Origin of the sequence: Serpentinimonas raichei (assembly GCF_000828895.1) — a bacterium.
Lineage (GTDB): Bacteria > Pseudomonadota > Gammaproteobacteria > Burkholderiales > Burkholderiaceae_C > Serpentinimonas > Serpentinimonas raichei.
This window is the reverse complement of the sequence record NZ_AP014568.1, coordinates 1,000,829-1,013,437: the sequence shown is the minus strand read 5'-3', so window position 1 is coordinate 1,013,437 and position 12,609 is coordinate 1,000,829. Positions and strand designations below refer to the sequence as shown.

At 66.7% G+C, this 12,609-nt stretch carries 13 protein-coding genes; 8 read left to right on the top strand and 5 right to left on the bottom strand.

Annotation, left to right across the window (positions count from 1 at the left end; all coding sequences use genetic code 11):
- Positions 1-110 precede the first annotated feature (110 nt).
- Positions 111-2,255 (bottom strand): NAD-dependent DNA ligase LigA, encoded by a 2,145-nt coding sequence (ligA, locus tag SRAA_RS04810; RefSeq protein ID WP_045531248.1) that lies wholly within the window; start codon positions 2,253-2,255, stop codon positions 111-113.
- A 184-nt stretch (positions 2,256-2,439) separates the two neighbouring features.
- On the opposite strand from ligA, the gene SRAA_RS04805 reads away from it, so the two are divergent.
- Genes SRAA_RS04805 through pstB form a run of 4 tightly spaced genes read left to right on the top strand, consistent with a single transcriptional unit; the run spans position 2,440 to position 6,166 of the window.
- Positions 2,440-3,450: a PstS family phosphate ABC transporter substrate-binding protein gene (locus tag SRAA_RS04805; RefSeq protein ID WP_045531247.1), complete on the top strand. Its 1,011-nt coding sequence runs from the start codon at positions 2,440-2,442 to the stop codon at positions 3,448-3,450.
- Between the two features lie 35 nt (positions 3,451-3,485).
- Positions 3,486-4,397: a phosphate ABC transporter permease subunit PstC gene (gene pstC, locus SRAA_RS04800; protein WP_045531246.1), complete on the top strand. Its 912-nt coding sequence runs from the start codon at positions 3,486-3,488 to the stop codon at positions 4,395-4,397.
- Between the two features lie 2 nt (positions 4,398-4,399).
- Complete coding sequence (gene pstA, locus SRAA_RS04795) at positions 4,400-5,329, top strand: phosphate ABC transporter permease PstA (RefSeq protein WP_045531245.1); 930 nt, start codon at positions 4,400-4,402, stop codon at positions 5,327-5,329.
- Positions 5,330-5,341: 12 nt separating this feature from the next.
- A complete protein-coding gene (pstB, locus tag SRAA_RS04790) occupies positions 5,342-6,166 on the top strand; it encodes a phosphate ABC transporter ATP-binding protein PstB (RefSeq protein WP_082039913.1) in 825 nt (274 codons plus the stop codon).
- A 28-nt stretch (positions 6,167-6,194) separates the two neighbouring features.
- Here the strand turns inward: pstB and recR are convergent, their stop codons facing one another.
- The 3 genes from recR to dnaX are packed head-to-tail and all read right to left on the bottom strand — an operon-like array spanning position 6,195 to position 8,961.
- Positions 6,195-6,788 (bottom strand): recombination mediator RecR, encoded by a 594-nt coding sequence (gene recR / locus SRAA_RS04785; protein WP_045531244.1) that lies wholly within the window; start codon positions 6,786-6,788, stop codon positions 6,195-6,197.
- A 33-nt stretch (positions 6,789-6,821) separates the two neighbouring features.
- Positions 6,822-7,154, bottom strand: a complete 333-nt coding sequence (locus tag SRAA_RS04780; RefSeq protein ID WP_034111652.1) for a YbaB/EbfC family nucleoid-associated protein — start codon at positions 7,152-7,154, stop codon at positions 6,822-6,824.
- 43 nt (positions 7,155-7,197) lie between these two features.
- Positions 7,198-8,961, bottom strand: a complete 1,764-nt coding sequence (gene dnaX, locus SRAA_RS04775; protein WP_045531243.1) for a DNA polymerase III subunit gamma/tau — start codon at positions 8,959-8,961, stop codon at positions 7,198-7,200.
- Positions 8,962-9,135: 174 nt separating this feature from the next.
- Between dnaX and SRAA_RS04770 the strand changes: the two genes are divergently transcribed.
- The 3 genes from SRAA_RS04770 to adk all read left to right on the top strand — a co-directional run bounded on the left by SRAA_RS04770 (position 9,136) and on the right by adk (position 10,936).
- Complete coding sequence (locus tag SRAA_RS04770; RefSeq protein WP_045531242.1) at positions 9,136-9,354, top strand: Trm112 family protein; 219 nt, start codon at positions 9,136-9,138, stop codon at positions 9,352-9,354.
- A 16-nt stretch (positions 9,355-9,370) separates the two neighbouring features.
- Positions 9,371-10,162 (top strand): 3-deoxy-manno-octulosonate cytidylyltransferase, encoded by a 792-nt coding sequence (gene kdsB, locus SRAA_RS04765; protein WP_034111657.1) that lies wholly within the window; start codon positions 9,371-9,373, stop codon positions 10,160-10,162.
- Positions 10,163-10,279: 117 nt separating this feature from the next.
- On the top strand, positions 10,280-10,936 hold the full coding sequence (gene adk / locus SRAA_RS04760; RefSeq protein WP_045531241.1) for an adenylate kinase: 657 nt from the start codon (positions 10,280-10,282) through the stop codon (positions 10,934-10,936).
- 18 nt (positions 10,937-10,954) lie between these two features.
- Here the strand turns inward: adk and SRAA_RS04755 are convergent, their stop codons facing one another.
- Complete coding sequence (locus SRAA_RS04755; RefSeq protein ID WP_045531240.1) at positions 10,955-12,028, bottom strand: asparaginase; 1,074 nt, start codon at positions 12,026-12,028, stop codon at positions 10,955-10,957.
- A gap of 158 nt (positions 12,029-12,186) precedes the next feature.
- Between SRAA_RS04755 and SRAA_RS04750 the strand changes: the two genes are divergently transcribed.
- The gene (locus SRAA_RS04750) at positions 12,187-12,597 is read left to right on the top strand and encodes a PaaI family thioesterase (RefSeq protein ID WP_045531239.1); all 411 of its coding nucleotides are present in this window, start codon (positions 12,187-12,189) and stop codon (positions 12,595-12,597) included.
- Positions 12,598-12,609: the final 12 nt, after the last annotated feature.

The following is a 12,609-nucleotide window of genomic DNA, read 5'->3' as shown; positions in this document are numbered from 1 at the left end:
GCCCGGCGCTGGCTCGGTGGCCCCCACGCTTGGCGCTGCGCGCCTGCGCTGCCCCCCGAGGGGGCTCTCGCCAGCTTGGGGCGGCCCGGCGCTGGCTCGGTGGCCCAGCTTTAATCCGCCTCCGCTTTAAGCAGCGCGCGCAGTCCCGCTTCGTCTAGCACCGGCAGCCCGAGTTCGCGCGCCCGCTCCAGCTTGGAGCCGGCCTCGCTGCCCGCCACCACGTAGGCCGTTTTCTTGCTCACCGAGCCGCTCACCTTGCCGCCGGCGGCCTCGATCAGCGCCTGCGCCGCCTCGCGCGAGAGCGTGGGCAGGGTGCCGGTGAGCACCAGCGTTTTGCCGGCTAGGGGTAGCGCAGGCGCGCCCTCGCCTTCGCCTTCGCCTTCGCTCCAGTGCACGCCGCCTTGGCGCAGTTGCGCCAGCAGCTCGAGGTGCGCGGGTTGGCGAAAAAAATCGTGCACGCTTTGCGCCACCACCGGCCCCACATCGGGCACTTGCAGCAACTCTTCCTCGCTGGCCTGCTGCAAGCGCTGCAAGCTGCCAAAGTGCTGCGCCAGGTCTTTGGCGGTGCGCTCGCCTACGTGGCGCATGCCCAGCGCATACAGCAAGCGGGCCAAGGTGGTGCGCTTGGAGGCCTCGATGGCCTGCATCAAATTGAGCGCCGATTTGTCGGCCATGCGCTCGAGCCCGGCCAGCTCGTGCGCGTTTAGGCGGTACAGATCGGGCAGGCTGCGCACCTTGCCCGAATCCACCAGTTGCTCGATCAGCCTGTCGCCCAAGCCTTCGATGTTCAGCGCGCGCCGGCTGACGGCGTGCCACAGCGCCTGCTTGCGCTGGGCCGGGCAACTCAAGCCGGCGCCGCAGCGCTGCTCAGGCGAGTCGGGCTCGCGCAGCAAGGCGGAGCCGCACACCGGGCAGGCCAGCGGCATCTGCCACGCCGGGCCGCGCGCGGCGCCGCTCGAACCCAAATCTGGCACCACCCCCACCACTTCGGGAATCACGTCGCCGGCGCGGCGCACGACCACAGTGTCGCCCACGCGCACGTCTTTGCGCAGCACCTCCTCGGCATTGTGCAAGGTGGCGTTGGTGACGGTCACGCCGCCCACGAACACCGGCGCCAGCCGGGCCACTGGCGTGAGCTTGCCGGTGCGCCCCACCTGCACCTCGATCGCCAGCACCTGCGTGCTCTGCTCTTGCGCCGGGTATTTGTGCGCCAAGGCCCAGCGCGGCTCGCGCGTCACAAAGCCCAGCCGCTGCTGCCACTCAAGGCGATCGAGCTTGTAGACCACGCCGTCGATGTCAAACGGCAGGCTGTCGCGCAAGGCCCCGATGCGTTGGTGGTACTGCACCAGTTCGAGCGCCCCATAGCAGCGCTGCACCAGATCGCAAACCGGCACCCCCCAGTCGCGCAGGGCCAGCAAGCCCTCGTGCTGGCTGGCAAAAGGGGGCGCCATGGGCACGCCGTCCGCCGTTGCAGCGCTGGGCGCAGCGGCATCGGCAAGCATGCGAATTTCACCCCAACCGTAGGCAAAAAAACTCAGGCGCCGCTCGGCCGTGATGGCGGGATCGAGCTGGCGCACCGCCCCGGCCGCCGCATTGCGCGGGTTGACAAAGGTTTTTTCGCCCTTGGCTCCGGCGGCGATGCGCTGGCGCTGGCGCTCGTTAAGCGCCTCAAAGTCGTCGCGGCGCATGAACACCTCGCCGCGCACCTCCAGCAGCGCCGGGGCTGGGCGCACGCGCTCATCGAGCCGCAAGGGAATCGCGCCGATGGTGCGCACGCTGTGCGTCACGTCCTCGCCCGTAGCGCCATCGCCGCGGGTGGCGGCCTGCACCAACAGGCCCGCCGCGTAGCGCAGGTTGATGGCCAGCCCGTCAAACTTGGGCTCGGCCAGGTAGGCCAGCTCGGGGTCGGTGGGCGACAGGCCGAGTTCTTTGCGCAGGCGCGCATCAAAAGCCAAGGCCCCGCTGGGCTGGGTATCGGTTTCGGTGCGGATGCTGAGCATCGGCACCCGGTGCGCAACCGGCGCAAAACCCTCACGCAGCGGCGCCCCCACGCGCTGGCTGGGCGAATCGGGCGCCACCCATTCGGGGTGCAAGGCCTCGAGTTGCAACAGCTCTTGCCACCAGGCGTCGTACTGGGCATCGGGCACCTCGGGCGCATCCAGCACATGGTAGAGGTGCGCGTGCCGCTGCAACAAAGCGCGCAGGGTTTGCAGGCGCGCGCGGGGCGCATCGATTGGATCGGGCGTATCGGACATGGGCTGGATTGTCCCACCACAGACCACCCCAACAGCAAGCCAGATACCCCCTAGCGATTGCTTGCCACACTCGGAAATGTCACCGAATTTTCACAATCCCCAGCCATGATACGCGGGTCAGTCCCTTGCAAGCCGTCGGCGGGCTGAATGCGGCTCAATCGATTTTTTCATTTTGGAGATTCACATGCAAAGCAAACGTGCCTTTTTGGCGCTGTCCACGGCAGCTCTGTTGGGCGGCGTCACAGCCCTGACACCCGCTTGGGCCCAAACCGCCACGGTGCGGGTCGATGGCTCCAGCACCGTGTTCCCGATCTCCGAGGCCGTAGCCGAAGAGTTTCAACAAGCCAACCGCAACGTGCGCGTCACGGTCGGCGTGTCGGGCACCGGCGGCGGCTTCGCCCGCTTTTGCCGTGGCGAAATCGACGTGACCGGCGCTTCGCGCCCGGCCCGCGCCGCCGAAATCGAGGCCTGCCGCGCCGCCGGCATCCGCTTCATCGAACTGCCCGTGGCCTTTGACGCCCTCACCGTGGCCGTGCACCGCGACAACACCTGGGCGCGCCAGCTCACGGTGGCGCAACTGCGCACCATCTGGGAGCCGACCGCCACTGGCCGCATCACCAACTGGCGCCAGGTTGACCCCGCCTTCCCCGACCAGGCCCTGACGCTGTTCGGCCCCGGCTCGGCTTCCGGCACCTTCGACTACTTCACCGAAGCCATCATGGGCCGCAGCGGCCAGAGCCGCACCGACTACATGGCGACCGAAGACGACAACGTGACCGTCATGGGCATTGCGCGCGACCGCGGTGCGCTGGGCTACTTCGGCATGGCCTACTACGAAGCCAACCGGGAGCGGCTGCGCTCGGTCAGCATCGTCCCGGCAACCGGCGGTGCCGCCGTGGCCCCGACCATGGAGAACGTGATCGCCGGCATCTACCAGCCGCTGGCGCGCCCGCTGTTCATCTACGTATCCGAGCGCTCGCTTCAGCGCCCCGAAGTGCGCCAGTTCGCCGAGTTCTTCCTCACCCAAGGGGCGCGTTTGTCACGCGAAGTCGGCTTCGTGCCGCTGCCTGCCGAGGCCTACACCGTGGCGGCCGGGCACCTGCGCGACAACCGCTTGGGCACCCGTTTTGCCACCGGCGAGCCCGTGGTGGGCGTGCGCATCCAAGACGTGATGCGGCGTGAGCCCCGGCTTTGAGTCGGCTTGATCCCACTGACACACTTTAATAGTCGATGAATCCCACGCGCTCCCGATTTAGCCCGCAACCGGCCCGCCACGTCAAGGAGCGCGTGGTTCATTCCCTGCTTTTTTTGTCTGCCATGTCGGCCATCGCAATTACGCTGGCGGTGGTCTCGATACTGGTGCTCGAATCCATGAGCTTTTTTCGCGAGGTTTCGCTGCGCGAATTCCTCACCGACACGCAGTGGACGCCGCTGTTTGCCGACCCGCGCTACGGCGTCATGCCCTTGGTGGGTGCCACCTTGGTGGTGACCTCGATCGGCTTGTTGGTGGCGGTGCCTTTGGGCACCTTGGCCGCCCTCTACTTGGGTGAATTTGCCCCGAGTCGGGTGCGCGAGTTTTTTAAACCGACACTCGAAATGCTCAGCAGCGTGCCCTCGGTGGTCTATGGCTACTTTGCGCTGCTGCTGGTTACGCCACTGCTGCAACAGATCATCCCCGGTCTGCCCGGTTTCAATATGTTGTCGGCCGGTCTGGTGATCGGCGTCAGCATCGTCCCCTTTGTGAGCTCAATGAGCGAAGACGCCATGCGCGCCGTGCCCATGGACATCCGCGAGGGCTCTTACGCCATGGGGGCCACGCGGCTGCAAACCGCTCGGTACGTGGTGTTTCCGGCGGCGCTCTCGGGCATCGTGGCGGCCTATATTCTGGCCATGTCGGTGGCGCTTGGGCAAACCATGATCGTGGCCATTGCCGCGGGCCAACAAGCCAACCTGACGCTGGACCCGACCCAGCCCGCCGCCACCCTCACCGCCTACATCGCCCAGGTCGCGATCGGTGACGTGGCGCATGGCACCATTGCCTACCAAAGCATTTTTGCCGTCGGGCTGGTGCTGCTGCTCATGACGCTGGTGCTCAATATACTGGGCCACTTCATGCGGCGCCGCTACCGCGAGAGCTATTGATCATGAGCCGACCCGATCCACAAATCCAAGCCGTGCGCGCCATGATCGTGGCGCACAAGCGCTGGGATCACATCTTTGCCTTAACCGCGCTCGCGGCCATGCTGTTTTGCGTGCTGGTGCTGCTGGCTTTGATTCTTTCCATGGTGGTGGACGGCTACCACCGCATCACCCCAGATTTTTTCACCTCTTTTCCCTCGCGCATGGCGGAGCGCTCGGGCATCTTGTCGGCATGGGTGGGCTCGCTGTTGGTGATTTCGGTCACCATCTTGGCAGCAGTTCCGGTGGGCGTGGCGGCCGGCATCTACTTGGAAATCTATGCCAAGCGCAACTGGCTGATGGATTTGATCGAAATCAACATCACCAACCTGGCCGGTGTGCCGCCCATCATCTACGGGCTGCTGGCGCTGAGCCTGTTCGTGCACACCTGGGGCCTGGGGGAGAGCGTGCTCACCGCCGGACTGACCATGGCGCTGATGATCCTGCCGGTGGTGATCATGAACACACGCGAGGCCATCCGCTCGATTCCGCAATCCATCCACGAAGCCGCCTACGCGCTCGGCGCCACTAAGGGCCAAGCCACGCGCGACCACCTGCTGCCCTACTCCAAGGGCGGCATCCTCACCGGCGTGATCATCGGCACCGCCACCGCCGTGGGCGAGACCGCGCCCCTGATCGTCATCGGCGCTTTGACCTTCATCGCCTTTTTGCCGCCCGCGCCCATCACCGACGTTTTCCCCTTCGTCTCGTTCGCGTGGCTGTTCGACCCCTTCACCGTGATGCCGATCCAGATGTTCAACTGGGTTTCGCGCCCGCAACCGGCGTTTCACGAACTGGCCGCCGCCGCCGGTGTGGTGCTGATGTGCATCACGCTGGCCATGAATGCGCTGGCGATCTGGCTGCGCTACCGCTACCGCAAACGCATTCGTTGGTAAAACCACTCAATCATGCTCTATCCTGCTTCTACTGCCCCGAACGCGGCCCATGGCTCGGAAATCCTCGAACACACCGAAATCAAAGCCCAAGCGCGCAACCTGAACTTCTTTTATGCGGGCGGGGTGCAGGCCCTGAAGTCGATCAACCTCGGCTTAGCGGCCAACAGCGTCACGGCCTTGATCGGCCCCTCGGGTTGCGGCAAGAGCACGTTTTTGCGCTGCTTCAACCGCATGCACGACCTCTACCCGGGTAACCGCTACGAGGGCGAGATCGTCGTCAACCCAGGCGGCATCAACATCTTGGGTGCCGACATCGACCCGATCGAGGTGCGCATGCGCATCTCGATGGTGTTCCAAAAGCCCAACCCCTTCCCCAAAACCATTTACGAAAATGTGGCCTACGGCCTGCGCGTGCGCGGGGTGCGCCAGCGCGCGCTGATCGATGAAAAGGTTGAAGAAGCTCTGCGCGGTGCGGCGCTGTGGGAGGAAGTGAAAGACCGGCTGCAGCAGTTGGCTTTTAACCTCTCGGGCGGCCAGCAGCAGCGGCTGTGCATCGCACGCGCCTTGGCCACCGACCCCGAAATCCTGCTTTTCGATGAGCCCACCTCGGCGCTGGACCCGATCGCTACCGACTCGATCGAGGACTTGATCGGCCAACTCAAAAACAAGGTAACGATCCTGATCGTGACCCACAACATGCACCAGGCGGCGCGGGTGTCGAACCACACCGCCTTCATGCACATGGGCGAGCTGGTCGAGTTCGGCCCCACCGATATGATCTTCACCAACCCCAAGGTGAAGCGCACCGAGGATTACATCACCGGGCGCTACGGCTGAGCGCCGGGCGCGGCTTGGGCTCAAGGCATCAGCGCCGGTCTGCCAAGGCATGGGCGATGGTGCCCAAATCCACGTATTCCAGCTCGCTGCCCAGCGGCACACCACGCGCCAGCCGGGTCACTTTGATCTCGCGGCCCTTGAGCGCCTGGGCAATCAGGTGCGCGGTGGCTTCGCCCTCGGCGGTGAAGCTGGTGGCCAGCACCAGCTCGCGCACAGCAGAGGCTTCGGGGCTGTGCAGCCGCTCCATCAGGCGCTGCAGGCCATTGTCTTGTGGCCCCGGCGCGGCCAGGGGACCGAGCTTGCCCATCAGCACGAAGTAGCGCCCCCGGTACACGCCGGTGCGCTCCAGCGCGGCCTGGTCGGCCGGGGTTTCGAGCACGCACAGCAGGCTGTCGTCGCGCTGCGGGTCGGCGCAAGTGGCGCACAACTCAGCGTCGGTAAAAGTGAAACAGCGCGAGCAATGGCGCAGCTCGGCCAGCCCGCGCGTGAGTGCGCGCGCCAGTTCCAGCGCGCCGGCGCGGTCGTGCTGCAGCAAATGAAAAGCCATGCGCGAGGCCGATTTGGCCCCCACCCCGGGCAGGCTTTGCAGCGCACGCAGCAGCGCTTCCAGCGGTTTCGCCATGCTCTGCTGCTCCTGCTGGGCGGATGGGTGGGTTTAGAAGGGCAGCTTGAGGCCGCCGGGCAAGCTCGGCATTCCGGCGCTGAGTTTGCCCAGCTTTTCCTGCGAGTTTTCCTCCACCCGGCGCACGGCGGCGTTGAAGGCGGCGGCGACTAGGTCTTCCAGCATGTCTTTGTCTTCGGCCAGCAGGCTGGGGTCGATGCTGACGCGGCGCACCGCGTGCTTGCCATTCATCACCACCTTGACCAGCCCGGCACCGGATTCGCCCGTGACTTCGAGCGTGGCCAGTTCGTCCTGCGCCTTTTTCATGTTGTCCTGCATTGCCTGCGCCTGCTTCATCAGGCCGGCCAGTTGTCCTTTGTTGAACATGGGTTTCCTTGTGGGGGTTGTGTGTAATGGGGTGGATTGTGGCTCACAGCGCCTGCACGCTGCCGGGCAGGATTTTGCCGCCAAAATCGCGCTGCATGGCTTGCACGAAGGGGTCTTGCTGCAAGTACGCGTGCGCAGCTTGCAAACGCGCCTGCGCGGCGGCGGCGGCGCGCTGGGCTGGGGTGTCTTGGGCGGCGGCGATTTCCAGCTCCAGCCGCACCGCGTAACCAGCCTGTGCCAGCGCAGCTTGCAAGCGCTCGCGCGCGCTGCCTTGGGCCAGGGCGGACTGGCCCACGCGCAGCGTCCAGCAATCGGCCTCGCGCCGCACCAGCACCGACTGCAAGGCCAGCTCGCGCGTGAGTGCCGTCACGGCCTCGCGTTGCAGCAAGTCATTTACCACGGTTTGCCAGAAATCGGGCAGCGTCTGATCGGTGCTGGCTTGCGGCGCTGGCTTGGGAATAGGTTCGGGAGCGGGCTCTGAGGATGCGGGCTCAGGGGCCGCGTGCTCAGGGGTAGGCTGAAAAATCGGCTCGTCGCTCACGGCCTTGCTGGGCGCAGGCACGCGATTGGATGCCTGAAACGGCGGTGACGGCTCGGCCACTGCCATTGGCAGCGGCCTGGGTGCAGGTGCCGGTGCAGACTCCGCCACCGCCACCGCCACCCCAAGCCGCACCGACTCAGCCGTTTTCAGGCTTTTTTTTTCCACCCCTTCGGGCCAAAAAGCCAGCAGCCGCAGCAGCACCATATTGAGCGCCGCATACTCATCCGGGGCCAACCCGAGTTCGGCACGCCCGTGCAGGCACAGGCTGTAAAGCAGTTGCATCAGGTCCGGTGGCAGCAAGCCCGCCAAGCGGGCGCAGTCGGCGTCTTCTGGGTCGTGCGGCTGCAACTGCGCCGGCACCGCCTGCAGCACCGCCATGCGCTGCAGCAGGCCCACCATCTCTTCCAGCGCCGATGCGGCAGCGTAGCCTTGCAGGCGCAATTGCTGCACCGTCTGCACCACGCCCGCGCCGTCGCCTGCCGCCAGCGCCTCCAGCAGGTGCAGCACGTGGCCGCGCTCGACTGCGCCCAGCATCTGGCGCACGGGGGCCTCAAACACCTGGCCGGCCCCAAAAGCAATGGCTTGGTCGGTCAGGCTGAGCGCATCGCGCATGGAGCCGCGCGCGCCACGCGCCAGCAGCCGCAGCGCCCCGGCCTCGAACGGCACCTGCTCGGCCTGCAACACCTGCTCCAAGTGCTGCTGCACCGTCTGCGGCGGCATGGGGCGCAGGTTGAACTGCAGGCAGCGGCTGAGCACCGTCACCGGCACTTTTTGCGGGTCGGTGGTGGCGAGCACAAACTTGAGATAGGCGGGCGGCTCCTCCAGCGTTTTGAGCATGGCGTTGAAGGCGTGCCCGGTGAGCATGTGCACCTCGTCGATCATGAACACCTTGAAGCGCCCCTGCACCGGCTTGTAGACCGCCTGCTCCAGCAGCGCCTGCACCTCATCCACCCCGCGGTTGGAGGCGGCGTCGAGCTCGGTGTAATCGACGAAGCGCCCGGCGTCGATCTCGCGGCAGGCCGCGCAGACGCCACAAGGCTCGGCCGTGATGCCACCCGCCCCATCGGGCCCGGTGCAGTTGAGCGACTTGGCCAGAATGCGCGACACCGTGGTCTTGCCCACCCCGCGCGTGCCGGTGAACAGGTAGGCGTGGTGCAGCCGCTGGCTGCGCAAGGCGTTGCCCAAGGCCTGCACCACGTGCTCCTGGCCGACCATCTGGGCAAAGTTCTGCGGCCGGTACTTGCGGGCCAAAACGAGGTAGGACATGCGGCCATTCTATCGGCCCTCATGTTGAACCCGCACCGTGTGTGCGCCCTCACCGTGAACGGCACATGAAAAAAGCAGCACCCCCGGCCAATGCGCCTTTTGCATGGCGCCGCACAGCGCAGGACTGCGCCGCCAAGCAGGCATTGAGCGCAGCAAGCGGGTATCATCCCGGCCATGGATGCCAAACTCCTCTCCCTGTTGGTCTGCCCCGTCACCAAAGGGCCGCTGGTCTACAAGCGCGAGCAGCAAGAGCTGATTTCGCGCAGCGCCCGGCTGGCCTACCCGATCCGTGACGGCATTCCGATCATGCTGGAAAACGAGGCGCGCCCCATCAGCGCCGAAGAAGCGGCGCGGCCTGACCCCCCGGTCAACGCGCTGGGCAACGCACTTTGAAGCCCCCTCGAGCGCCTTGAGCCCTGCCGCCTTTCACATCCTGATACCCGCCCGCTTGGGCTCGACCCGGCTGCCGCGCAAGCCCTTGGCCGACATCGGCGGTGCGCCGATGGTGGTGCGGGTGGCGCAGCGCGCCTTGGCCAGCCAGGCGCTGTCGGTCACGGTGGCCGCCGACGACCCCGCCATCGTGCAGGCCTGCCAACGCCACGGCATAGCCGCGCTGCTGACGCGGCCCGACCACGCCAGCGGCAGCGACCGCTTGGCCGAAGCCTGCGCCCTGCTGGGCTGGCCCGACGAGGCCTTGGTCGTCAACCTGCAGGGCGACGAACCCCTCATGGCCCCCGAACTGCTGCAAGCCGTGGCGCAGCAACTGCAGCAGCACCCCGACTGCGTGATGAGCACGGCCGCGCACCCCTTGCACAACGCAGCCGATTTCCTGAATCCAAATGTGGTCAAGGTGGTGCTGGACGCCCATGGGCGGGCGCTGTATTTCAGCCGCGCCCCGATCCCGCATTGGCGCGACCGGCCCGCTGCACCGACGGCCGATCCCGCCTGCGCGCAGCAGCCGCCGCCACTGCGCCACATCGGCGTGTACGGCTACCGGGTCGGTTTTTTGCGCCGCTTCCCGCTGCTTCCGGCGGCCCCGCTGGAGCAGTGCGAGGCACTGGAGCAGTTGCGCGTGCTCTGGCACGGCGAGCGCATCGCGGTCCATGTGACGCAGCAAGCCCCAGGGCCGGGCGTGGACACGCCAGCCGACCTAGAGCGGGTGCGCGCGCTCTGGGACGCTGCAAGTCCAGCGCCCCTGTAAGCTTGGCTCAAGCCGAGCCGTGCTATCCTCATTAGTTGAGCTTTGTACGGCTAGGCTTGCGCACGGCTATGGCGCAGGCCCGATCGAATCGCAACCACTTCAGAACAAAGGCCATCCATGAGACTGATCCTGTTGGGCGCCCCCGGTGCCGGCAAAGGCACCCAAGCCAGCTTCATCTGTCAGAAATTTGGCATCCCTCAGATCTCCACCGGCGACATGCTGCGCGCCGCCGTCAAGGCCGGCACCCCCTTGGGGCTGCAAGCCAAATCGGTGATGGAATCCGGCGGGCTGGTTTCGGACGATCTCATCATCGGCTTGGTCAAAGACCGGATTGCGCAGCCCGACTGCGCCCAGGGTTTCTTGTTCGATGGCTTTCCGCGCACCCTGCCGCAGGCCGACGCCCTCAAGGCCGCTCGCGTGCGGCTGGACTACGTGCTGGAGATCGATGTGCCCTTCGAGGCCATCATCGAGCGCATGAGCGGGCGCCGCTCGCACCCGGCTTCGGGGCGCACCTACCACCTCAAGTTCAACCCACCCAAGGTCGCCGGCCTCGACGACCTCACCGGCGAGCCGCTGGTGCAGCGCGCCGACGACCAGGAAGACACGGTGCGCAAGCGGCTCGAGGTCTACAGCGCCCAGACCCGCCCGCTGGTCGATTACTACTCGGCCTGGGCGGCCGCCGAGCCGGCCTCGGCCCCCAAATACCGCTCCATCAGCGGCACCGGTGCGGTGGAAGACATCACGGCCCGCGCCCTAGCGGCGTTGCAGGGCTAAGGTCGCGCCGGCTGGGCGCTAGAGCAAATGCAGCTGCAATGCCAACCGCGCTTGCGCAGGCGGCAGTGCGGTCACGGGGAAGTCGGTCGTTGGAAGCGCGGGCCGCTCGGTTGATGCAGCGCCCGATGCCGCGTCATAGCCCAACGCACCCAATCCGGCGTCAGCCCCATCTAGCAAAAACTGCGCCGCATCCGGCCCTGAGGGCACACAACTGCCGATGCGCGAACAGCGCCACACCACCGCCCCGGCTTGTTCAGCTTGGCGCAAGGCCTGCGCCAGCGCCAAGTGAACCGTGGCGTTGCCGGTGCCGGCCACCAGCAGGCCGCGCAGCGGCGCCTCGGCGCCATCGGCTTGCGCGTGTTGCAGCAGCAGCGCCCGCACCACCGCCCCGCTTTGGGCACCGTGGCTGCTGATCCACTCCACCCTCGGCCAAGGCGCATCGGCCAGCAGGCGCTGCAGCAGGGTTGGCTGGAACGGCTGTGCGCGCCGATGCTCACCCGGCCACGGCCGCCAGCGCTGCAAGCGCCCACCTTGCAGCGCCGCCAAGGCACCGGCGTCGCCTGCGCCAAAGGCATCGAGCCGATGCGGATGCAGCTTGCGCACCTCGTGCCCGGCATAGACCCGGCCCGCGCATGGCACCAGCACCCCGCAGGCACCGGGCACTGCGGCCAGCCACAGGGCGTCGGCCAGGTTCTGCGCGCCGTCGCTGAGCAAGGCCGTGCTCGGGCGCATGGCCCCCACCAGCAGCACCGGCTTGGCCGGCTGCAGCACCGTTTGCAGCAAAAAGGCGCTCTCTTCCAGCGTGTCGGTGCCATGGGTGACCAGCACCCCCTGCACCTGGGGCCGCTCGAGCTGCTGCTGCACTGCCAGCAGCAGGGCGCGCCAGTGCGCCTCGCCCACGTCCTTGCTGTCGATCTGCGCCAGTTGCTGCGCCTCGAGGGCAAAACCCGGCGGCGGCTCCAGCCGCGCCAGCAAATTTTGCACCGGCAGCACGGCGGCTTGGTAGTTTAGGGTGTCGCCGGGGCGCGGCGCGCAACCGGCAATGGTGCCGCCGGTGCCGATGACGGCGATGAGGGGTTGTTGTGCTGCCAACTAGAGTGTTCCTTTGGGCGACCGTGGGCCACCGTGGGCCACAAAGGCCGCGCGCATCGGTGACAGTGACCAGATCCTGCCACGATGATAATGGGCCGCCTGCCGTGGCAGGCCTGAAGCAAGCCCGAAACCGCATCCCCATCGCAAGCTGCCCCACCATGCTCAACCCCGAATCCTTCAACCAGCGCAGCCACGGGCACTTGCCCGGCTTGCTCGGCATCGTCGTCACCCATGTGGGCAGCGGCGAGTTGCATGCCCACCTCGACGTACACCCGCAACTGATGGCCCCGAACGGCTTTTTGCACGCCGGCACGGTGGTGACCTTGGCCGACACCTGCGCCGGTTACGGCTGCATCGCCAGCTTGCCCGCCGCGGCCACGGGTTTTACCACCCTTGAACTCAAATCCAACCACTTGGGCACGGCACGCCAAGGCCGCATCGAATGCGTGGCCCAAGCCGTGCACCTGGGCAAAACCACCCAAGTCTGGGACGCCACCGTGAGCCACGAAGGCAAAACCATCGCCCTCTTTCGCTGCACCCAGATGGTGCTCTACCCCAAGCCAGCCTGATCGAGCCCGCAG